This is a genomic window from Pseudomonas sp. W5-01 (assembly GCF_046540435.1).
In the GTDB taxonomy this organism is placed as follows: domain Bacteria; phylum Pseudomonadota; class Gammaproteobacteria; order Pseudomonadales; family Pseudomonadaceae; genus Aquipseudomonas; species Aquipseudomonas graminis_B.
Genome location: NZ_JAXCIP010000006.1, coordinates 369,139 through 390,424, shown reverse-complemented (window position 1 = coordinate 390,424; position 21,286 = coordinate 369,139). Strand labels below are relative to the sequence as shown.

Here is a 21,286-nt window from a genome sequence, read left to right as displayed (position 1 = left end):
ATCCCGAACTCAGCAGTGAAACGATGCATCGCCGATGGTAGTGTGGGGTTTCCCCATGTGAGAGTAGGTCATCGTCAAGATTAAATTCCAGAACCCCATTTGCGAAAGCAGGTGGGGTTTTGTTTTAAGTGAAGGTCATACATTTTCGCTGGAACGTTACGTCAGTAACGGGTCGGCTACAGAATTTCTTGACGACCATAGAGTGCTGGAACCACCTGATCCCATCCCGAACTCAGCAGTGAAACGGTGCATCGCCGATGGTAGTGTGGGGTTTCCCCATGTGAGAGTAGGTCATCGTCAAGATTGAATTCCGAAACCCCAGTCTGCTTACGCAGACTGGGGTTTTGTCGTTTAGGCCACTGGACTGAGGCTCCGCAGGCTTCTGCTATGAGGGCATCACGGCTCTTGGCACGTTCTTCATCGCACCATCAGCAAAGCCCTGCAAAAACTCTCTGAAGCCCTCAACGCTCGTCGAGCCGTTGTCCACAGGCTCGGCAATGATCGCCCAAGTAGCAACGCAGCTGACACTGTCCTTGGGGACAACCGTCATTGAGGCCCAGAGCTTGCTGACGCCTAGGTTGTTGTAGATGGTTGTCCATGTCATAGCCATCGCGTCATCGTCGTACGAATTGAGTTGTTCGATAACCACCAGACCACCTTCCTTGAATTTCTTGTAACGGACTGAGCCAGGACCGTTACCAATCACTTCGATGCTCGCAAGCTCCGGAATGAATTGAGTGAAACCACCGAAATCGCCCACGACCTTCCAGACCTCACGCGCTGGTGCGTTTATCGAGATAGCAGACACCACCGGTTCCCCGCCAGGGTTGGTAATCAGCGTATCGGGCGACGGCGACAGGGAGCCAAGGGTGTTGAGCGGCTGAATAGCGTTCATGTTGTTCTCCATAACTAAAGGGGATGTTGCGTTGGGGTGTATCAGATGAAAGCAATCTCTTTCAGGTAATCGCAGCCCTTGCGAAGCAGCGCCGGGGTTTTTGAGGGGTAGCATTCGCCCATCCGTTGAACACCCGCATGGGCGTTCTGATACGCGATCATTGATATGTCTCCGATGTCTTCCTCCAACCCGTCGAGATAAAAACCGAGCACGCCGAATAAAGCGTTCTCGCTGTTCACACGTTTCAGCTGGATTTGCCATTCACTGACGCTGACCATTTCGAAATCACTGCCCGCTTCACGGAACGCGCTGACGTAATTGCTCCAGCTCAATGGCTCCGGGTTATGGAGGTTGAAGACTGCATGGGATGGCTGGTAACGACTGGCGTGGAAGGCGATGAATCGGGCGAGGAAGTCGACAGGCATCAAATCGAAGGTCATGGAGAAGTCCGGGACCTGGCCCAGTTGCATCGAACCCTTGAGCATCAGCATCAAGCGGTTTTTGTGTGGCTGGCAGACCCCCGTCGTGCTATTGAACGCGATATTGCCGGGCCGGTAGATGTTTACCCACCCGCCTCGCCCCCTGGCTTGCTGCAGGATGCGCTCGGCGACCCACTTGGAAAGGTTGTAGCCGTTCTTGATGTAGATGGGCGGTGTCTCGGCAGCAGGCGCTTCGAGGACGCGACCGTCAGCCCCGACGGCGCTTGAGGCAGACAGCGTCGATACGAAGTTGAACACCTTCTTGCTGCGCCCTTCGCACAGCTTCAGGCATTCGAAGATGGGCTCGACGTTATCTTTGGCCAGGGTCTCGTAATCCTGGACGTGGTTGACGTTGGCGGCGTTATGCACCAGCGCGCCAAACTCGCGATCAAGCCGCTCGTACACCTCGTTGCTCAATCCAAGCTGTGGCCGTGTGACGTCGGCGGCATAGACCCGTACTCGCGCCAGATCCAGATGCTCAAGACGGTTTTCGCGCAGTGCCTGAATAAAGCGATCCTGCGCGGTCATCCCTGCGTTTTCACGCACCAGACAAGCAACCTCGGTTGCGCCCCACGCCAACAGCGCTTCGACGATATGAACACCGAGAAATCCGTTGGCGCCGGTGACGATGACTTTGTGCACGTCGCCCATGCGCTCCACCGGTAGTACGGGCAGCTCGAAGGGCGCCGAACCATCCAGGAACGCTTGCGGGCTGACGGTCCATGATGTGGTGCTGTCGCTGTCGAGCAGTGACGCCAGATTGGTCAGCGTTGGCGCCTCGATGAAGCGATTGATAGGGATGCTGCGGCCGAACCGTTCGCGGATACCCAGCAGCATCTGCGACAACAGAATCGAGTGGCCACCCAAATTGAAGAAGCTCTCGTCGGTCGAGATTTCGCCGGGCGGAAGTTCCAGCAGGTCCGCCCACAAGGTCAGGAGCAGCCTCTCGCTTTCGCTATCGGGTAAACGACGCGGCGCTTGCTCAAGCATGTTCACGGGCAACTGCAACAGTGCCTTGCGATCAACCTTCCCGTTGCTGGCAAACGGCATGCTCGCCAACTCCGTGTAGGCGGTCGGCCGCATATAGTCGGGCAACATAGCGGCGACATGGTCCTTGAGCAAACGCCGAGCGGCGTCCGGTTCTGCGCCGTGCGGTTGCGCGAGAAAAGCCAGGATGCGTCGCTGGTCGTCAATCACTACCGCGACTTGGCGGTACAGCTGGCTGTCGCGCAGGCAGTGCTCGATCTCCTCAGGCTCGACCCTGAATCCCCGGATCTTCACTTGGTTGTCACGTCGCCCGGACAGCTCGATGCCTTCGCTCGTCCATTTGCCGATGTCCCCGGTTCGGTAAGCCCGAATACTTTGGCCATCACCCAGAGTGACATGCACATAGCGGTCATCGGTGAGCTCAGGGTTGTTGATGTAACCCAGGCACACGCCCGGACCGACGATGTAGAACTCGCCGGGCGTCTGGTCCGCGACAGGCTGCATGTCCTCGTCGAGAATCAGGACCTGGCTGTTAGCAATCGGGCGACCCAGGTTGCGGTTGCTGCCGCCGAGTTGAAACTGGCCGGCAGTGATCAGCACGGTGGCCTCGGTGGGGCCGTACAGGTTATGGAAGTGACATTGCGCTGCCAGGCGTTCAATCACGTAGGGCTCGCAGACATCACCGCCGGTGCACAAGTGCTTGAGCTTCAGCGGTCGGTCAATCGGCAGGATGCTCAACAAGGCAGGCGGCAGAAACGCGTGGCTGAGATTCTGATCCAGCAGTTCGAACAGTTGCAGCGGATCACGACGCTGATCATCGCTCGCCACGATCAGTTCAGCGCCGCCGAGCAGCGTCGGGAAGATGTCGATGACCGAGGAATCGAAACTCAGTGTCGAGAACTGCAGTACCCGGCTGTGCTCGGAGAGCTCGAAATAGTGTGCGTACCAGGCCGTGAAGTGGCTCAGGTTGCGTTGGCTGAGCATTACGCCTTTCGGGTGTCCGGTCGTACCCGAGGTGTACAGCGCCATGCATGGCGCGTCGGTCTCAGGGCAATAGCGCATCAGCGACTGCGCCGTCGGCACGATCTCGATGCAGCTGATATCCAGCCCCGGCACAACAACGCCCGCCAGCGGGTGGCTGCCATTGTGCAGCAGCAATACGGCATGTGCGTTTTCGAGGATGTACTGCTGACGCTGCAGAGGCTGGCTGGGGTCCAATGGTAGATACACCGCCCCGTTGCCCAGAATGGCGAGGATCCCGGCGAACAGCGCCGCAGACTTCGGCATACAAATGCCAATCACCACCGGTTCAGCTGATGCGTGCGGCCGCATGGCCTGTATCTGCGACTGGATCGCGACGCTGTGTGCCCGCAGTTGGTCATAGCTGATGCGCTCGCCGTCGATACTCAGCGCAATGCGTCCGGCGAATTGGCTGAAGCTCCGGTCCAGTCGTGCGATCAGCGTCTGCTCGGCAACGCGCAGCAATTCCGGCGCCGCGGTAAAGTTGAAACAGTGCTCGAAGGCCAACCGGTCCAGTTGCAGCAGGCTTTCTTGGCGTCCACTGTGCGGCGGGTCGACGCGCTCGGCGCGTGCAAAGTACTCGGTATCGCGCGAGAACCGGCTGATCAGCATGGCAACGTTGTCCACCAGCGTTGCGACCGCCGCGTCCCGCAAGACGCGTCCGTTGCCGGAAAGCGTGGCAGCCACGGTATGGCGCGCGATCAAGCGCTGAGCCGTAGCCGTCCCGAGCCAGCACACTATTTCCAGCTCAGGCAGCGCCCGCTCGCTCACCGGTGTCAGTCCTACCCGGAGGCCGAGATGAACGGCTGTCTCGAACACGCCCAATTCTGCGCCGGGCAGGTCCAGCGTGCCGTCCTCGATGAGGATCGACGCGTTCTGCGGTGCGCTCAGCTTCAGCGTTGCCTCGTCGCGCAGGTGGTGAATCAGATGCCCGTGGGCATTCAGTTCTGAACTCAGCTCACTCATCGTCCGGCTATGACCGATGAGCACGATCTCCAGGCGCTTCATTGCGAGCCTCCGACCGGTAGATAGTCGGCAAGGGCATGCTGGACGCAGGGGGAATCGAGCATCGAGCTGGAGGTAAAGAAACGCATGATGTTGCCTACCAACGGATGGTGGCGATTGATCGGAAAGCACATCGCCTGCGTTTCTTCCCTCAGCGCCTGCTTGATCGGCTCTGCGACCGGCAGGCTGTCGATCAGCACGAAGTCGAAGGACTTCTGGATGTCATTGGTCAAATACTGAGCAATGAACACAGGCAGGATCTGCGCGATAAGCTGCTTGTCCTGTTCGGGCGCTGTGTGCCAGTAGATCCTGACGAGGCGCGACCAGAAACCGGAGTGCCGTCCTTCATCGAGCAGGTGGTCCGCCATGAGGCCTTTGACGGATTGCTTCACCGTGTCGTCTTTGGCGAACGCGGCCACGTCGTTGGTCACGGTGTTCTCGGCAATCGCCACGCAGATGAGCTCGACTGCGCTGCGCAAGTGGCCTGGCGCCAATGCCAGAGCAGCGGGGATGGCCCTGCTGAGTTCGATTTCCTGTGGCAACGGGATTGGCTGGATGCCAGTGAGTGCGATGGTTTGCTGCATGAAGTCCATCGCCACCAGTGCGTGGTAATCCTCATCGACAACCACGGTCATGGCGTCGTAGCGGCAAGCGAAGGGAAAGCGGATTGCGAAGTTGTCTTTGGCGATGCTTCGCGCGGTCTTGTCGACGATTTCAGTCTCGAAAATCACCACGTCGTTGATGAACTTGTACAGGCTCTGCACCAGCGCCAGATCGCGCAGATGGGCGCATTCACGGGTGAACGTCTCGCTGAGCGCCAATGGCTGGCGGCTGAGCGGGTAGATCAGTTTTTCGTCGTTTTCGACGATGCGGCGCGGGCGTGTCCGAATCGTCGCGCGGCCTTCCCAGGCATCGACGAATGACATGTAGTCTTCGGCTTTCATGATGGCGTCCTTGTGTGGAGGGCTTCTGGGTTGCGGAGGCGGGAGGGGCTCACGCGCTGACTTCCCGCGCCGTCTCACGCAGGGTGTGTTGCAGGGCGTCCCAAAGCGCCATGCGGCTATCAACGGCGGCAATGGCAGCGGCATACACCTCGCGCTGGTGCTGTTCATTGCCGGCGACTAGCCTGGCCAGCAATGATTCCGCAGCCGGGCCGTGGTCTTCGGAGTCCACCTCGATGTGGCGTTCCAGGTAGTAGCGAAAGGTCGGTGCCTTGTCGGCCGTGATGCCCCAGTCGTCGAGAATTCGCTGAAACATCTGCGGGATAACACTCTCGCGCCCATGCAGAAACGCGGCCGCTACGCAATGCGCCGGTGCATCCAAAGCAATGTCGAGCGTGTCGCGGACGAAGTGCGTGGCCGCTCGGCCTGCGCCGACGCTGTCGAGCGCGGTGTTGTAGTGAATGCCTTCGTGCAACAGTTCGACGAAATGCTCGATGCGGGCCGTACTGGCGCCGACTTCTCGCATGGCATCCAGATACAGTTCGAAGTGGCTGTAATGATCGTGGCGTCCCGGCCGGTCGTCGGACTCCTCACCCAACACGATTTCATTGATGAGCCGCGCTGCCTTCGGGTCTCGCGGTGGCAGCCAGGGCAGCCGGGTGCACGTCAGCTCCTGTTGCAGCCGTTTGGTGAGTGACATGAAGTCCCAGACCGCGAACACATGCACCTCCATGAAGCGCTGCAGGACGTGCAGTGAATTAATTTCGGAAAAAACAGGGTGCGCGCTAAGTGCTGATTTTTTTGCAATAAGTTGCTGTTTGAGACTGTCCATTTTCACGTCCTTGGTAGATTAAGTGTGTCAGCATTTCTTTTAATTGCCACAGCGGGTGGTCGTCTTAAGTTGCCGTGCAAACAACGGATAACATCACTCCCGTTAATCTCGGGCAATAAAAGGCCGCAAACCTTATTTCGTGTGTGATCAACAATCGTGCAGGCTGGAATCGGGCATGCGCACTTGGCCTATGCCCTCGCTGCCCTACGTGTGTGGGCGAATAGCCCTTAAACGTTGGCGGCCAGAAAACGTTAGAACAGTTTCAAAGGGTTCCGCAAATACTTTTTAATATAATTAACAGCCTATATAAATCGGGCGTGAGAGACGGTAATAAAACTTCTGAGTGAAGTTTTATTGGGGCGAGCGCAACCCTTCCGGCCCATTAAGGCCAGAATTGAAATGAATGAACGAATACCTCGTTCAGCGTTGCGCTTAATCGGGTTAATACAGTTTTTGAGAATTTTTGGTTTGGGCGACATTCAGGGTTTCACTTCAATGTCTCCGCCCAGGGCAATGCTCCTTTTGCCGCTCCATGAGAACTGCTTTCCCTGAATCGGCTGCAGACCGATTCGTCGTTCGAGTTTGCCTGAACACACCGGTACACCGCGTCAACGACGACCAAGTTTCACGATAGGTGCATAAGCCGCGGCCCGAGCGTGGGAGGGCCGGCTTTTAGTCGTAGGAGGCTTCAGGGGGAGGGGGTAAGGAGTCGATGCAGAAGGAGTGGGCGGCGGTTTCCGTTCAGCCGCCCAGCAAGCCAAGGTGCGTGTTGATGATGTGCAGCAGGCGGTCTCGTTGCGAGCTGAGGAAGTCATGAGTGCCGCGCACTTCGATCAGTTCGAACTCGCGACGTGTGAACTCCCGCCACTTCATCATGCTGGCGGCTGTGGCGACCGGATCATCGCTGCCGTACAGACCGGTCAACGGAATGTCCAGGCCCTCGTCTGCGCGGTGCGACCAGATTTCAGACAGCTTTACGTCGCTGCGCACGACAGCCTCCAGCAGCTTCAGGCGTTTCTTATCCTGGGCGAACGTGTTCGGGAGCACGCCCAGCCTGATCAGCGCTTGAATGAAATCGTCCTGCGGCAGCGTGTGCAAAAACGGCCAGGGTTGTCGGCTGTCAGGGCTGCGGCAGCCGGAGATGAACAGGTGACGCGTCAGATTCGGGTAATGATGCTGCGCCAGCCTGGCCATTTCATAAGCGACACGACCGCCAAAGCTGTGGCCATAAAATGCGTGGGGTTCGCTCAGATAGGGCTGCAACGCGAGGAAGGTGTCTTGCAGCAAGGGCGCCCACTGATCGTAGGGCGTTTCCTTGAGCCGGCTGCCGTGGCCGGGCAGGCGCAGCGTTACCAGTTCGATGTGATCGCCAAGTCCTTCGGACCAGTCACGAAAATGCTCCGGATCGCCACCTACGTGAGGAAAGCAAATCAGGCGTGTTCTGACGGGTTGTCCAGAATTGACAACCATCAGCCATTTGTTCTTTTCGGCTTGCACTCAGCTTCCCCGAGCCTTGATAGAGGCGTCATAACCGTGGAGCCGGGTCCTTCGGCGCATACGCCGTCATGAACGGCGTTCGTTGATCCCTTGTGCTTATCGGCCGATTAGCCAGTGGCGAGCAAGGTCAAGGTTGAAAAAACAGCGAATGTCACTGGGTGACGGCACGTTTTCGTGAGGCCGCCGCAGGTTTTGCCTCTTCCGCCTTACGGGCGCTCAAATAGGCATTGATGGCTTCAACACCACGATTCAAGTGGTGAGTCAGCGCCTCGACGGTGGCGTCCACATCACCGGCGCCGGCCTTTTCCAGCAATTCGTAGTGGTCGCGCTGGGACACCTTGCCCAGGTTCATTTGCTTGAGATTGAAACGCAAGAAGCGCTCTTCCTCGTTCAAGCCGTCCTCGACCAGTTTGAGCAGGCGTGTGTTGTGCGCCTTGGAATACAGCGCCATGTGGAACTGGCGGTTGAGCGTGCCCATGATGCTGTAGTCGGTTTCGACCTCCAACTGTTCGATGTACCCACGCGCCATGCTGATGTCTTCATCGGTCAGCAGCGGGATCGACTGGCGCAGGGCCTCGGACTCCAGCAGGATGCGTAACGCATAGGCGTCCGTAGCATCCTCATTGATCAACGGGGCAACGACCGCACCTTTGTGGGTCTCGACGCGCAGCAACGATTGAGCTTCCAGCTGACGCAGCGCCTCGCGCACGGGCATGCGGCTGACACCGAAAAGTGTCGCCAGCTCTTGCTGGCGCAGGGCGATGCCTGCCGGGAGGCGTCCTTCAAGAATGGCGCTGCGCAGTTTTTCTTCGATGACGGCACGCGCCAGATGCGCAGGCGGCTGCTCATCACCCAGGGTTTCCCGCAGAAATTGCTCTTTCTCAGTCCTGCGCATGCTTGATCTTCTTCAGCTGAACAGTTATTGGATCCAATGAAACACTAGAGACCGCTGCTGGCCTTGTCAAACTTTGCTACAAGTTTAGCGGGCTGTCTCGGCGCGGCATTCTACAAGGGATTGAGCGTAGAGGTATTGCCATCAATCGGGGATTGGGAACGGGCTGCCCGGCCTCGGTGACGCAAGTCTTTGCGGCACGCGAGGCTGGCTTCACGGCCGAACGGCGTCAGATATAGCGGCCCGTCACGAAATGCTGCACGTCATTGAAACCCGGCGTGGACGCATGCCCGGGTGTGACGAGGGAGTCGATAAACGCTTCGTCTTCGGCCGTGATGTTCACGCTGAGCGCTTTGGTGTAGCTGTCCCATTGGTCCTCGGTGCGTGGCCCGACAATGGCAGAGGTCACAGCTTGGTTGTTCAGCACCCAGGCAATGGCGAATTCCACCAGCCCCACGCCTTTGGCCTGGGTGTACGCCTGCAGTTTCTGGGCGATGTGCAAGGACTCGGTGCGCCATTCGGTTTCCAGGATGCGCTTGTCCTGACGGCCGGCGCGGGTGCTGCTGTCTGGCGTTACATCAGGCGCGTACTTGCCACTCAACACGCCGCGTGCCAGCGGGCTGTAGGGCACGACGCCCAAACCATAGAACTTCGCCGCAGTGATCTGCTCCAGCTCGGCCTGACGGTTGACGATGTTGTACAGCGGCTGGCTGATTACCGGTGTGTCGACGCCCAGACGCTGAGCCACATTCACCACCTCCGCGATACGCCAGCCGCGGAAGTTCGACACGCCCCAGTACCGGATCTTGCCCTGGCGAATCAGATCGCCAATGGCCGACACGGTCACTTCGAGTGGCGTGTTGTGGTCTTCCTTGTGCAGGTAATGGATATCGATGTAATCGGTGTCGAGACGACGCAGGCTGGATTCGATTTCATTGAAGATGTGCTTGCGATTCAGGCCGCTGGCGTTCGGTGCAGTATTGCCCGAGCTGCTGCCGACTTTGGTGGCGAGAACCCACTCGCTGCGACGTCTGGCGATGGCCTCGCCGACGATTTCTTCAGACCGGCCGGCGTTGTAGACGTTGGCCGTGTCGATGAAGTTGACGCCTTCATCCCAGGCCTTGTCGATGATGCGCAGGGATTCTTCGGTGCCGGTCTGCACGCCGAACATCATGGAGCCCAGTGTCAGCGTTGAAACCTGGAGGCCGGATTGGCCAAGGGTGCGGTATTTCATTGCTCGATATCCTTTTCGTCAGGGAAGTGGAAATCAGGACAGTCTGGGACAGGCTTGCAAGGGGTCTCGTAAAGACCGATCAGACCGACAGCTCTAGGCCGGACATACTCACCTGTTTGGGCGGGTTTTGAAAAGTGACAAATTGACGAGCCGCGGGTGGCCGAGCACGGCGTCAGAGGGAGAGGTCAGCGTGAGTGAGCTTCGCGTGGCGCCCGGCCAGGAAGCACAGTGTGCCGCCCATGGCGGTCAGGCACGCCAAGACATAAAACATGGTCGGCGCGGGGCTGTTGATCAATAAGTAGCCGCAGATCACCGGGCTTAACGCTCCGCCGAAGGCCGCCAGATTCTGCGCACCCAAGTAACTGCCGCGAAGGTGATCCGGTGCGATGGTGTCGACGAACAGGTATTCGGCGGGATAGATGATCATCTCGCCCAACGTAAAAACGAACATTGCGGCGCACCAGGCCAGGGTTGTTTCGGCAAAGCTGAAGCCGACAAGGCCGATCGCAAACAATGCGGTGCCAAGGCAAATCCAGTACGGCAACTGCTCGCGTTTGAGAAAGCGGCCGATCTGGTACTGCATCAAAATGACCGTTAACGCGTTGCACGCCAATACGGCTGACAGGATTTTCAGCGCCTGTTCCGCCGTGTGCGTGACCAGCAGAAACTGCGACAGGTACAACGTATACCGGCCATGCACGATGGTGCTGAGCAAGCTGCCGCCCGTGAACAGAATCAGCGTGCGGTCGTTTTTCAGCGTGACCAGGGTGTCGAGAAAGCTGCGCGGTGGGTGCTCGGTATCCGCGACTGTGCGCGGTATGCCCAGCATCAGGAAAAGACTGCAGAACGCGATCGCACTGGCGATGAAAAACGGTGCCAGTGGCAGGTGCCCGGCAATGACCACGCCGAGCATCGGGCCGGTGGCGTAGCCAATGTTGGTGAGGGTATAGCGCAGCGAGAAAACCCTCGCACGCTGCCCGATGGGCAGGTTTTCGCTGATGATTGCTTTGGAGCCGATCAGGAACAGCGCCGAGGCCGTCTCAGTGATCACCAGCGTGAGGGTCGTCAGATAGACGTTGTGGGCGAAGGTCAGCAGGGCGAAGCCGACGGCACTGGACAGCATCGCCAGGATCAGCAACTTGCGCTTTTCCAGCCGGTCGATGATGTAGCCACCGTACAGGCCCAGCAGCGTGGCGATGAACACCGCGATGCCCATCAGCAACCCGACGTCTTGCTGATTGAGCCCCAGCCTTGTGCTCAGGAACAGCGTCAGCAGCGGGCTGGTCATCGCCCGGCTCATGACGATGGTCAACGAGCAGACCATCAAGCGGCGGATGACGAGGGAGTAGGTGGTCACTGTTGTTTTTCCGTCCTTGTCCAAGCCTCGGAGCAGACCCATTGTGGGAGCGACCGGGGTGGTGCTCCCACAAACGCTGCCCGACAGCGGCGCATTCTAGACGACGACTCATCCCTGACGGGGCTGGCTTGATCGCCTGTTACTTACCCTGATTCATCCCGACCTTGGTCACCGCGCCCTGTTCCAGCTCCCATTTTTTCAAAATCTTGCCATAGGTGCCGTCGTCGACCATGGCCTGCATCGCTTCAGCGATGGCCGCCGCCAGTTCAGGATTGGACTTGCTGACGCCCAGGCCGGTGAACTGTTTCGAGATCGCCAGACCGAGCGGCTTGTACGTGTCCTTCTCCTGGGACATCAGGTATGGAATTGTTTCGCTGCCTTGCATCGCCGCGTCGAGCCGGCCCTGACGCAGTTGCGCGCGTGCATCGGCCGAGCCTTCGGAGCCACTGACGATGATCGCCGGCTTGCCTTTCGCTTCGCAGTTTTCCTTGCTCCACCCCGCGATTTCCGCAGGCCAGGTGGTGCGGCGGCTGGTGCCGACTTTTTTCCCGCACAAATCGGCGGGCTCATTCAGATCGGCGTTTTTGGTCAGCGTGTACAGCTGCGGCCCGCTGGCGAAATAGTCGATGAACGTCACCGACTTCTGCCGCTCGGCCGTGTCGGTCATGCCCGACAGAATGATATCGAAGCGCCTGGTGACCAGGCCGCTGACCATTTGCTCGAAGGCGGTCTCCTGCCATTTGATCTTGACGCCAAGGCGCTCGGCCAGGGCGTTGCCGAGATCCACGTCCAGGCCGGTCAGCGTGTTGGTGCTGGTGTCTTTGAAGTCCATCGGCGGGTAATTCGGCACGATGGCGGCGGTGATTTCGCCCTTTTCCTTGAGGCTGGCGGGCAGCGCGGCGAACACTGACGCGGACGCCATCAGGCCGGCGAGCAAACTGGGGATGAGGATCTTTTTCATGGTCGTTCTCGTTTGTTCTGGTTTAAGTGCGAACGGCAGAAATGAAGCTTTGGGTTCTTGGATTTTGTGGGCTTATTAGAATGTCTTCCGGGGTGCCGGCCTCCACAATCTGGCCGCCGTCCATGAACACCATCCGGTTGGAAACTTCGCGGGCAAAACCGAGTTCGTGTGTCACGACGATCATGGTCATGCCGCTGTGCGCCAGGTCACGCATGACCGACAACACTTCGCCCACCAACTCCGGATCGAGGGCGGAAGTGGGTTCGTCGAACAGCATCAGCTTGGGCCGCATCGCCAATGCGCGCGCGATCGCGACACGCTGTTGCTGGCCGCCGGAGAGCTCCACGGGATAGGAATGGCGCTTGTCCGCCAGACCGACGCGGGCCAGTAGCTCGGTGGCTTCTTCATTGGCTTCTTTGGGCGAGCGCTTGAGCACCTGGATCGGGCCTTCGATCACGTTCTGCAACGCGGTCATGTGCGGGAAGAGATTGAAGCGCTGAAACACCATGCCGGTGCTCAAACGCTGACGGGCGATCTGAGCGTCCGTCAGTTCGTGCAGTTTATTGCCGACGATGCGGTAGCCCACCAGTTCGCCATCGACCCACAAACCGCCCTTGTCGATTTTTTCGAGCTGATTGACGCACCGCAGCAGGGTGCTCTTGCCCGAGCCCGAGGGCCCGATGATGCACAGGACTTCGCCTTGTTCGACTTCAATGCTGACGTCTTTTAAGGCGTGGAACTGGTCGTAGTATTTGTTCAGGCCGACGGCTTTGACGATGTTTCTCATGCTGATTCTCCTGGGCCTGACTTACGAACGCTTGCCGGCGCCGCGGGCGAAGCGCAGCTCCAGCCGGCTTTGACCGAACGACAGGACAGTCACCACCGCCAGGTACCAGATCCCCGCGACGATCAGCAGCTCCATGACCCGGGCGTTGGCGTAGTAGATGTTCTGCGCGTTGTGCAGCAATTCGGAATACTGGATGACGCTGGCAAGGCTGGTCATCTTCACCATGCTGATGAATTCGTTGCCAACCGGCGGGATGATCACGCGCATCGCCTGGGGTAGGATCACCCGACGCAGCGCCTGCAGGCGCGGCATGCCGATGGATTTGGCGGCCTCGTACTGGCCGGTGTCTACAGACAGCAAGCCTGCGCGCACGACCTCGGCGGTGTACGCGCCCTGATTGATGCTCAGGCCCAGTAGCGCGGCAACGAAAGGTGTCATCAGGCTGACCGTATCGATCTCGAACACACCGGGAATGCCGATGACCGGGAAGATGAGCGCCAGGTTAAACCACAGCAGCAGCTGCAAAATCAGCGGCGTGCCACGAAACAGCCAGGTGTAGGTGATCGCGACGTAACGCAAAATCGGGTTCGCCGACATGCGCATAATGGCCGTGATCACGCCGATCACCACCCCGAGGACCATCGCCAGAATCGACATGATGATCGTGTTCAGCAGACCCCAAAGAATGGCCTCGGACGTGAGGAACTGGCCGATATAACCCCACTCGATCTGCCCGTTGGCAAACGCACGGGCCAGGCCGGCGAAGGCAACGATGATGAGGGTCGCGAAGAAAATGCGCCCGTAATAGCGGCGTGGGACGTGTTCGTACTGGGTGATGTCGAACGCGTTTTCGGTCTTCCTGCGCTCGGCTTGCAGCTGCTCCGCCTGATTCTGATTCATGTGTCTCTCCGAAGCTGTGTGCAGACCGAGCCTGCCTGATCTGGGCAACCCTACCCAGCCTCCCCGCCCCGACGTAGGCCCGCCGCTGCAGCATGGAATCGTCCTGGATAGAGGGCAGTTACTAATTGAAAGTCCTGATCAAAGTGTCAGGTTATTTAATGTTGGATCCGCTTTCTGCCTATGTTGCAGAGTACCGCGTGCGCGGTTGCCAATCGGGTTTTTCTGTGTTCATTATTATCAACCGGGCACGTTTTTGTTGTGAGTCAGAGCCTGTTGAATCCAATAGGCGAGGTCAATAAGCATTATGGAAACTCCACTTTCCAATTCTGGAAACGTGCCGCCTAAACCGGGAATACGCCCGCCTCTTACTCTCAGCGGAATGGACTTCAAGCTGTTGCGGGTGTTTCAGGCCGTGGTCGAGGCGGGTGGCTTCAGCGCCGCCCAGAATGAGCTGAATGTGGGCCTCGCAGCCATCAGCAAGCAGATTTCGGACCTCGAAATCCGCATCGGCATGCGCCTCTGTACACGAGGCCGGGAAGGGTTTCATCTCACTGAAGAGGGTAAGCTGGTCTATCAGGCGGCGATCGAATTGTTCGCGTCTGTGGACAGTTTTCGCGACCGGATTAGTTCTGCGCAGAATGAGTTGATTGGCGATTTGAGTATCGGCGTAATTGATAACACCCTGACCGATAAAAGTTCGCCGCTCATTGCCGCACTTAGACTAATGCGCGATGAAGCGCCCAAAGTCAGACTGCGCCTGCAAGCGTCTCAACTGGATGAAGTCGAGCGTGCCATGGTCGAAGGACGGGTGAGTCTTGGTATCGTGCCGGTGTATCAGCGGCGCGAAGAGTTTGATTATTTCCAGTTGTACGAAGAGACCTCCCACGCGTATTGCGCAGTGGGGCATCCGCTGTTCGAGGCGGACGACAGTGCCATGAGCATCGACAGCCTGCGCGCATTCGACATCGTGAATCACCGCTATGCGATCCATCGCGACAAGGCGAGCTTCGTCAATTCCGACAGCCAGTGCGCCTCCGCCTCCCAAGTCGAAGCCGTCGCCATGATGATCCTGACCGGGCGCTTCATCGGCTTTCTCCCCGAACACTATGCGCGCAATCTGATCCGCGACGGCCAACTCCGCGCCTTGCGCCCCGACCTGATCTTTCTACAAACGCCCGTCAACCTCATCCTGAGGCACAACGCCCCCCGGAGCCCGCTGGTCAAGGCGTTCGCTCGGGCGTTGGGGGTGGATTTAAGGGTTGGGGTGTAGCGTAAATGTCACGCAATTGCCGCGAACGTAAGCCCGGTGGCGCGCAGCAAACACCGTCCCTGTGGGAGTGAGCTTGCTCGCGAAGGCGCCCTTTCGAACGCCTGCGACCTAGCGGATGTGCCGGCCTCATCGCGAGCAAGCGCGGTCCTGCGCCTACAGCGTGATCAGCGGGCAAAGCCCGGCAAACCCCAATCTTCCAGCGGAAACTCCGTCAGCGAGCCCAATACCAGATCAGCGTGCGCATATTGCTCGACCGGCATGTGCGAGTCAGGCACCGCCACGGCATACATCCCTGCGGTCTTGGCAGCGGTGACGCCGAAAGGCGAGTCTTCAAACACCAGACAATCCTTCGGGTCCACGCCCAGGTGGCGCGCCGCAGCCAGGAAGATATCCGGCGCAGGCTTGGCCGCGGTGACCTCGGCGTGATCTGCCGTCACCACGTCTTTAAACAGCTCAAACCAGGCGCGGTGATTGCTCGTTTTCACGTGGAAGTAGTGAAGGGAAGAACTGGTGCCCACCGCGATGGGGATGTTGTGCTCGGCGAGGTGACGCACCAGTGCCTCGGCGCCACGCATCGGCACGGCGTGCGGGAAGCGCTCGTCCAGCATCGGCTGGCGAACGGTCAGGAACTCCTCGGGAGACATCGGCAGCTCAAGCGCGCTGATCACGTACTCGGCGAAATCCTGGGAGCCGCGGCCAATGGAGTGCTGTTTCACCGCCCAGTCGAACGTCCTGCCGTGCCACTTGGCGATGGTGTCGGTCACTTCGGTGTAGATGCCTTCGGTGTCCAGCAGCAGGCCGTCCATGTCGAAAATCACCGCCTTGACCGGACCCTTGGGCTTTTGCACGTCGCTCATCTCATCGATTCCCTTAGCAAATTGGCGTCCAGCCTAACGCCTCGGCGAACGTCGTGGCTAGGCGCAACGGCTGCAAAACGTCCTCGCCAAGTGCTAATCTCGCCGGGCTCTCGGCAGCGCAAGGTGCTGCACGGCCGCTCTGTGTGGCGCCGAAACCCTCCGGGGTCAAGGAAGGCAAGACCTCTCTTCAAGAACGGACATCTTCGAGTCGACACATGAAAAAATCAGTCAACATCGCCGTAGGCGTCATTGTGGTTGCGGGCGTCCTCGTTACCGCTGGCGCCTGGTACACCGGAAAACGGCTGGAGGGCGCGCTCAACGACGCCATCCAGCAAGGCAATCAGCAGCTTCAAGCCGCGTTCGTCGGGCATGAAGGCAAGGCGAGTGTTGAGCTCCTTTCCCTTGACCGTCACTTCTTCACCAGCACCGCGCACTACAAGCTGAATATCCAGGACCCCCAATTCAATGAGGGCAAGCCGGTCGAGCTGCTGTTTGTCGACAACATCGAGCACGGGCCATTGCCGTGGAGCCGCGTGAAATCGCTGCAACTGCTGCCGGTAATGGCCGCCAGCAACGTGCAGATTGAGAAGAACGCTTTCTCCGAGAAATGGTTTGCCATGACCAACGGCCAGCCGCCTCTGACCGGCCACTTCAGCATGGGCTACGACCGCGCCGCATTGGGCCGGGTGGACTTGCTGCCGTTTGAATTCACCGATCAGACCGGCGCGTTCAAGTTTTCCGGTTTCACCGTGAATGCCTCCGGCTCGGGCGATGGCCAGAAGCTTGAGGCCAACGGTGTGCTGGGCAGCGTCGACGTCACCGCCACCTCCGAAGAAGGCCCGGTGCATCTGACTCTCAAGGATTTCACCTTCAACACCGGTGGCACAAAAGGCAAATCGGGTTTCTACCTGGGCCACACCGACGCGAAAATTGCCTCGGCCACGTTCCAGGCGGCGGGCCAGCCGGCCATTCAGTTCAAGGACTTCGTCAACACCAGCCTGTTGCAGGAAGTGGAAGGCAACCTGAATGCGCAGGTGACCTACGACATCGGCAACGTCAGCTTCAATGGCAATGACGTTGGCGCCATGCAGATGCTCTGGAAGTTCGGCAATTTCGACATCGCCTCAACCCAGGCACTGATGAAGATCTATCAGGAGAAAGTGCAGCCTCAAGCCCAGGCCGCCGCGGCGGTGGGTGAAGCCTACACGCCACATTTGAGCCCGGCTGATCAGGCCTTGGTGCAGGCTGAAGTCAGCAAGTTGCTGAGTGCCAAGCCGCACATCGAGCTGGAAAAGCTTTCACTGAAAACAGCCAGCGGCGAGAGCCAGTTCAGCCTGTCGATGGACTTGGCCAATCCATCGGCACTCGATCAGCCCGGCGCAGAATTGCTCAAGCAGCTGCTGACCCAGCTGGACGCCAAGCTGGTGCTCTCCAAGCCGATGATCAAGGATTTGGCCGCACTGCGCGCCAAGTCTGCCGGTCTGACCGACCCCGCCGCCATCGCGCAGCAGGCGCAGGGCGCAGCGGATTCGGTAGGCGGCATGGCGGTCATGTTGCAAATGGGCAAGGTCGATGGCGACAACATCGTGTCCAGCCTGCACTACGCCAACGACGTGGTGGACTTCAACGGCGTGAAGATGCCGGCGCAACAGTTTGCCGCAATGATGATGGGCAAGTTTGTGATGTTCAGCGGCGGGCAGTGAGTGGGCAGCGTGGCTTCCATCTGAGGGCTACGGCGTCTGTTTTTTGTGGGAGTGAGCTTGCTCACGAAGAGGCCGGCGTATCCCCAGAACCTCTGGGGGTAGCAACACCGCCTTCGCGGGCAAGCTCGCTCCCATAAGGTGTTCAGACTGGCGGCTGGCGCGCGATTTCCGTGGGCGCTTCGTGGCCTTCGCGTTCCGGCTGAACGGTGCGCGAAGACATCTCCGCACGCAGCTGAGGCAGGCACTGCGGATATTGCCGGGCAACGAAACTGATCAGCCGCTCGCGCATGTGGCATCGCGCATCCCAACTGCGCGATGAATCCGCCGAACTCAACAACACCCGCAACTGCATCGCTTTGTCGGTGGTGTCCGTGACCTGCAATACGCAGACGCGGCCATCCCAGAGGTGCGGAATTTCCTTGCAGATGCGCTCCGCTTCTTCGCGCAGCTCCTCCAGTGGCAACGCGTAATCCACCCACAGAAACACCGAGCCAATCAGGCTCGACGTGCTGCGCGTCCAGTTCTGGAAGGGCTTCTCGATGAAGTACTGCAACGGAATCACCATCCGCCGCTCATCCCAGATCTTCAGCACTACGTACGTACCGCTGATCTCTTCAATGCGACCCCACTCGCCCTCAACGATCACCACGTCATCCAGGCGAATCGGCTGGGATATCGCGATTTGCAAACCCGCGATCAAGTTACCCAGCACCGGCTTGGCGGCGAAACCGGCGGCCAATCCCGCAAGGCCTGCCGACGCCAGCAGACTGGTGCCGATCTGACGCACCGGCGGGAAGCTCATCAGAATCAGCCCGGTACCGAACAACAACACCAGCACATTCAGGCAGCGCACCAGCACCCGCACTTGCGTCTGAATCCGGCGGGCTTGCAGGTTGTCTTCGATGTCCAGCGGGTTGCGGATCGCCACCGCTTCGCCAATGGCTTTCACGCAACTCAACGCCAGCCAGGTGAACCCGGCCACCACCAGCATGCCGTTGAGATGCCGAACACCCTTGATCAACATCAGATCATCAGGCGCAGACGTCCACACGGTTTGCAGGGCCAGCAGCGGGATCAGCCACAAGGTCGGCGGCTCGGCGCGGTGAATGAGCTGCTGGGCGAAGACGAAGGACTTGGCGACGCGACGGAGCAACACCAATGCGATCCAGCGTCCCAACAGTGCGATGCAAATCGCGAAGGCGGCGGCCACCAAGGTGTTGAGCCAGGGCAACGGCAGTGCGTTCAGCCAGGCTTCCGGGAGTACGTGTTCCATAGAGGGAGTCACCAACAGGACGGTTCAAAGGCAAGAGGTGTGAGCTCCCTCAGCGCTCAATGTTCCCCGATCCACCCGCCGCCGTAGAAATCGTGACGGGCTGCAATCAGCGAGCCAGAGCATCCGACACGTTTACTACATGTCGAATGCGCTGACCAGATCAGGCCAATGTCGGGCGACGCCTGAATCTCTGACTCATGCTGCAGCGGCCGGCATTGCTTGCGCGCAACGCCATGGCGAATGCTCGTCTATTACACACGTTGCATCCAGATGCCGGCAGTCCGCGACCGCCGCTCAATCCCAAAAGCGAAGCTCTCAACGCAGCAGACGGAAGGTTTCACGCACATGCGCGGTGAGGGTTGCCGGGTTTTCCATCGCAGCAAAGTGGCCGCCGTGCTCGGCCTCAGCGAAGAACCGCAAGTCGTCGAATCGCGCCTGGGCCCAGCGCCGTGACAGGCGAAGCAACTCGCCCGGGAACATGCTCACGCCCGCCCGGATGGGTAGGGCGCGTGGAGGGCCTTGCTGTTGCATTTCGCGCATCCCTTCCCAGTAGAAACGGACCGAGCTGGGTCCCGCATCAGGCAGCCAGTACAGCATGATGTCGTCGATCAGCGCGTCGAGCTCGATGACCCGCTCGGGCTCTCCGCCGCTGTCGGAAGCGTCCTGAAACAGCGCGTAAACCCACGCCGCCAAGCCAACGGGCGAATCCGACAGGGCGAAGCCTATCGACTGCGGCCGGGTGCTGTGTACCTTCATGTAACCGGACAGCTCCCGCTCATAGCGTTGCGCATCGGCCAACATGCGCTGCTCTTCAGGGGTGGCCTGCGCGATCTCCTCTTCAGTGGGTTGGTACATCACCATGTTCAGGTGAATGCCGACCAAGCCAGCCGGACGCATGTGCCCAAGGGCGGTGGTGACGGCCGCGCCCCAATCCCCACCCTGGGCCGCCCAGCGCTGGCCATATCCCAAGCGGTCCATCAATTGTGCCCAGGCCGCAGCGGTTTTACCCACGCCCCAACCCGGCGAACGTGGCTTATCACTGAAACCAAAACCCGGAAGCGCCGGGATCACCAGATGAAACGCGTCGCTGGCCTCGCCGCCATGGGCGGTCGGGTCGGTGAGAGGCCCAATCATCGCCCTGAACTCCAGAACGGAGCCTGGCCAGCCGTGGGTCATCAGCAAGGGCAGGGCGTCAGGGTGAGGCGAGCGTATGTGCAGAAAGTGAATGCCAAGGCCGTCGATCTCGGTCCGGCTGCTGTTCCACTGGTTGAGTTGGGTTTCGGTGGCGCGCCAGTCATAGCCGTTGCGCCAGCGCTCGACCAGCGCGCGAATACGCTCAAGCCTGGGCCCCTGGCTGTTGTCGGAGACGGTTTCTGGGTCAGGCCAGCGGGTTTGCGCCAGGCGCTGGGCCAGATCGTCGAGTTGTGTCTGGGGGATATGAAGGGGAAAGGACTCGACAGGGTGGGTCATGGGTTGGTCCCTTGCACATGGGTACGGGCCAACGTGTCACGGACGGATGCCCATTCACGTTGGCCATAGCGATCGTTGTCCAGATTGAGCAGCTTGCCGCGCCCACTCATCATGTCTCGCAGGTATTGCATGCCTTGCCAGGCGGGGAAGGGCTTTTCACTGGCAGGCGTAAGCGCGCGCACCCCGGAGATAAGGGCGGACAGCGTGCCGATATTCCCGGGGCGCAGGGTGCGGTAATGCTGCCCGGTCAGCTCGGTCAGGATGTTGGCAATCTGCGCAGGCGACACACTGTTGCCGGCAATGCGCAGGAAACGTGGCGTGTTGTGATCAAGCGCGGCATCGGCGGTAAAGGCGGCTACGTCGTCCTTGGCAGTGAAGTCCAGTAGCTGTTGCACATCGCCGAAATGCAGCACTCGGCGGCCGGGAAGCACGATAGGCGCGTCGCCTTCGAGCAGTTCCAGAAACCCACCGTTGAGGATTGAGGTAACGGCGATGTTGGCTGAATCGAGCTGGGTGGCGAAGCGCCGGCGAAGGTCCAGGTTGCGGTTGTCCCCGGGGCGGGTATGGGTGTAGTCGAGCGAATAATCCGAGGGAATGAACCTGGGCACCCCAGCAGCGGCAGCGGCCTCCAACAGCCTGCCTTGCTGCTTGATGATCACCTCCTCCAGGCCGTTGAGCGTGGACACCACGCAACCCGCGCCGGCAATGGCACCGCGCAGGCCCCGAGCGTCATCCAGGGAAACGGGCGTTACGGTGACGCCGCTGCTGGGTAGACCAGTCAACCGGGTTTGTTCAGTGCCTGGTCGAACCAGTGCGATGACATGGGCGCCGCGCTCAACCAGCGCCAGGACCAGGCGTTGGCCCAAGTCTCCTGATGCGCCAGCAACCACAATCGGTGAAGCAGTAGTGTGATCCACAAAGAGCCT

General features: G+C 59.5%; 17 protein-coding genes and 1 rRNA gene. 3 read left to right on the top strand and 15 right to left on the bottom strand.

Annotation, left to right across the window (positions count from 1 at the left end):
- Nucleotides 1–187: 187 nt before the first annotated feature.
- Nucleotides 188–303, top strand: a 5S ribosomal RNA gene (rrf, locus tag SLW75_RS21010).
- An 82-nt stretch (nucleotides 304–385) separates the two neighbouring features.
- Here the strand turns inward: rrf and SLW75_RS21005 are convergent.
- The 11 genes from SLW75_RS21005 to SLW75_RS20955 all read right to left on the bottom strand — a co-directional run bounded on the left by SLW75_RS21005 (nucleotide 386) and on the right by SLW75_RS20955 (nucleotide 13,787).
- On the bottom strand, nucleotides 386–895 hold the full coding sequence (locus SLW75_RS21005) for an SRPBCC family protein (RefSeq protein ID WP_410935354.1): 510 nt from the start codon (nucleotides 893–895) through the stop codon (nucleotides 386–388).
- Nucleotides 896–936: 41 nt separating this feature from the next.
- Nucleotides 937–4,389, bottom strand: a complete 3,453-nt coding sequence (locus SLW75_RS21000; protein WP_410935353.1) for a non-ribosomal peptide synthetase — start codon at nucleotides 4,387–4,389, stop codon at nucleotides 937–939.
- On the bottom strand, nucleotides 4,386–5,330 hold the full coding sequence (locus SLW75_RS20995; protein ID WP_410935352.1) for a diiron oxygenase: 945 nt from the start codon (nucleotides 5,328–5,330) through the stop codon (nucleotides 4,386–4,388). Before SLW75_RS20995 ends, SLW75_RS21000 begins: the two co-directional genes overlap by 4 nt.
- Before the next feature lie 49 nt (nucleotides 5,331–5,379).
- On the bottom strand, nucleotides 5,380–6,159 hold the full coding sequence (locus tag SLW75_RS20990; RefSeq protein WP_410935351.1) for a DUF3050 domain-containing protein: 780 nt from the start codon (nucleotides 6,157–6,159) through the stop codon (nucleotides 5,380–5,382).
- A 741-nt stretch (nucleotides 6,160–6,900) separates the two neighbouring features.
- Nucleotides 6,901–7,629, bottom strand: a complete 729-nt coding sequence (locus tag SLW75_RS20985) for a thioesterase II family protein (protein ID WP_244160396.1) — start codon at nucleotides 7,627–7,629, stop codon at nucleotides 6,901–6,903.
- A gap of 178 nt (nucleotides 7,630–7,807) precedes the next feature.
- Complete coding sequence (locus SLW75_RS20980) at nucleotides 7,808–8,551, bottom strand: GntR family transcriptional regulator (protein WP_065990912.1); 744 nt, start codon at nucleotides 8,549–8,551, stop codon at nucleotides 7,808–7,810.
- A 226-nt stretch (nucleotides 8,552–8,777) separates the two neighbouring features.
- The gene (locus tag SLW75_RS20975) at nucleotides 8,778–9,782 is read right to left on the bottom strand and encodes an aldo/keto reductase (RefSeq protein WP_065990914.1); all 1,005 of its coding nucleotides are present in this window, start codon (nucleotides 9,780–9,782) and stop codon (nucleotides 8,778–8,780) included.
- Nucleotides 9,783–9,954: 172 nt separating this feature from the next.
- Nucleotides 9,955–11,139: an MFS transporter gene (locus tag SLW75_RS20970; protein WP_410935350.1), complete on the bottom strand. Its 1,185-nt coding sequence runs from the start codon at nucleotides 11,137–11,139 to the stop codon at nucleotides 9,955–9,957.
- Nucleotides 11,140–11,278: 139 nt separating this feature from the next.
- The gene (locus tag SLW75_RS20965) at nucleotides 11,279–12,100 is read right to left on the bottom strand and encodes an ABC transporter substrate-binding protein (protein ID WP_192135834.1); all 822 of its coding nucleotides are present in this window, start codon (nucleotides 12,098–12,100) and stop codon (nucleotides 11,279–11,281) included.
- A gap of 22 nt (nucleotides 12,101–12,122) precedes the next feature.
- A complete protein-coding gene (locus SLW75_RS20960; protein ID WP_065990920.1) occupies nucleotides 12,123–12,887 on the bottom strand; it encodes an amino acid ABC transporter ATP-binding protein in 765 nt (254 codons plus the stop codon).
- Nucleotides 12,888–12,908: 21 nt separating this feature from the next.
- Nucleotides 12,909–13,787 (bottom strand): amino acid ABC transporter permease, encoded by an 879-nt coding sequence (locus tag SLW75_RS20955; protein WP_410935349.1) that lies wholly within the window; start codon nucleotides 13,785–13,787, stop codon nucleotides 12,909–12,911.
- 304 nt (nucleotides 13,788–14,091) lie between these two features.
- On the opposite strand from SLW75_RS20955, the gene SLW75_RS20950 reads away from it, so the two are divergent.
- The gene (locus tag SLW75_RS20950) at nucleotides 14,092–15,057 is read left to right on the top strand and encodes a LysR family transcriptional regulator (RefSeq protein WP_410935348.1); all 966 of its coding nucleotides are present in this window, start codon (nucleotides 14,092–14,094) and stop codon (nucleotides 15,055–15,057) included.
- A gap of 164 nt (nucleotides 15,058–15,221) precedes the next feature.
- On the opposite strand, the gene SLW75_RS20945 is transcribed toward SLW75_RS20950, so the two are convergent.
- Nucleotides 15,222–15,914 (bottom strand): HAD-IA family hydrolase, encoded by a 693-nt coding sequence (locus tag SLW75_RS20945; protein ID WP_410930479.1) that lies wholly within the window; start codon nucleotides 15,912–15,914, stop codon nucleotides 15,222–15,224.
- 215 nt (nucleotides 15,915–16,129) lie between these two features.
- On the opposite strand from SLW75_RS20945, the gene SLW75_RS20940 reads away from it, so the two are divergent.
- Nucleotides 16,130–17,617: a YdgA family protein gene (locus tag SLW75_RS20940; RefSeq protein ID WP_369320001.1), complete on the top strand. Its 1,488-nt coding sequence runs from the start codon at nucleotides 16,130–16,132 to the stop codon at nucleotides 17,615–17,617.
- A 142-nt stretch (nucleotides 17,618–17,759) separates the two neighbouring features.
- On the opposite strand, the gene SLW75_RS20935 is transcribed toward SLW75_RS20940, so the two are convergent.
- From SLW75_RS20935 to SLW75_RS20925, 3 genes are all read right to left on the bottom strand, one after another.
- A complete protein-coding gene (locus SLW75_RS20935) occupies nucleotides 17,760–18,890 on the bottom strand; it encodes a mechanosensitive ion channel family protein (RefSeq protein ID WP_065990932.1) in 1,131 nt (376 codons plus the stop codon).
- Between the two features lie 315 nt (nucleotides 18,891–19,205).
- Nucleotides 19,206–20,360: an epoxide hydrolase family protein gene (locus SLW75_RS20930; protein WP_410935347.1), complete on the bottom strand. Its 1,155-nt coding sequence runs from the start codon at nucleotides 20,358–20,360 to the stop codon at nucleotides 19,206–19,208.
- Nucleotides 20,357–21,277 (bottom strand): NmrA family NAD(P)-binding protein, encoded by a 921-nt coding sequence (locus SLW75_RS20925; protein ID WP_410935346.1) that lies wholly within the window; start codon nucleotides 21,275–21,277, stop codon nucleotides 20,357–20,359. Before SLW75_RS20925 ends, SLW75_RS20930 begins: the two co-directional genes overlap by 4 nt.
- Between the last annotated feature and the right edge of the window lie 9 nt (nucleotides 21,278–21,286).

Coding starts and splice junctions, on each gene's coding strand:
- SLW75_RS21005 (WP_410935354.1), bottom strand. CDS start 895: ATGAACGCTATTCAGCCGCTCAACACCCTTGGCTCCCTGTCGCCGTCG.
- SLW75_RS21000 (WP_410935353.1), bottom strand. CDS start 4,389: ATGAAGCGCCTGGAGATCGTGCTCATCGGTCATAGCCGGACGATGAGT.
- SLW75_RS20995 (WP_410935352.1), bottom strand. CDS start 5,330: ATGAAAGCCGAAGACTACATGTCATTCGTCGATGCCTGGGAAGGCCGC.
- SLW75_RS20990 (WP_410935351.1), bottom strand. CDS start 6,159: ATGGACAGTCTCAAACAGCAACTTATTGCAAAAAAATCAGCACTTAGC.
- SLW75_RS20985 (WP_244160396.1), bottom strand. CDS start 7,629: ATGGTTGTCAATTCTGGACAACCCGTCAGAACACGCCTGATTTGCTTT.
- SLW75_RS20980 (WP_065990912.1), bottom strand. CDS start 8,551: ATGCGCAGGACTGAGAAAGAGCAATTTCTGCGGGAAACCCTGGGTGAT.
- SLW75_RS20975 (WP_065990914.1), bottom strand. CDS start 9,782: ATGAAATACCGCACCCTTGGCCAATCCGGCCTCCAGGTTTCAACGCTG.
- SLW75_RS20965 (WP_192135834.1), bottom strand. CDS start 12,100: ATGAAAAAGATCCTCATCCCCAGTTTGCTCGCCGGCCTGATGGCGTCC.
- SLW75_RS20960 (WP_065990920.1), bottom strand. CDS start 12,887: ATGAGAAACATCGTCAAAGCCGTCGGCCTGAACAAATACTACGACCAG.
- SLW75_RS20955 (WP_410935349.1), bottom strand. CDS start 13,787: ATGAATCAGAATCAGGCGGAGCAGCTGCAAGCCGAGCGCAGGAAGACC.
- SLW75_RS20950 (WP_410935348.1), top strand. CDS start 14,092: ATGGAAACTCCACTTTCCAATTCTGGAAACGTGCCGCCTAAACCGGGA.
- SLW75_RS20945 (WP_410930479.1), bottom strand. CDS start 15,914: ATGAGCGACGTGCAAAAGCCCAAGGGTCCGGTCAAGGCGGTGATTTTC.
- SLW75_RS20940 (WP_369320001.1), top strand. CDS start 16,130: ATGAAAAAATCAGTCAACATCGCCGTAGGCGTCATTGTGGTTGCGGGC.
- SLW75_RS20935 (WP_065990932.1), bottom strand. CDS start 18,890: ATGGAACACGTACTCCCGGAAGCCTGGCTGAACGCACTGCCGTTGCCC.
- SLW75_RS20930 (WP_410935347.1), bottom strand. CDS start 20,360: ATGACCCACCCTGTCGAGTCCTTTCCCCTTCATATCCCCCAGACACAA.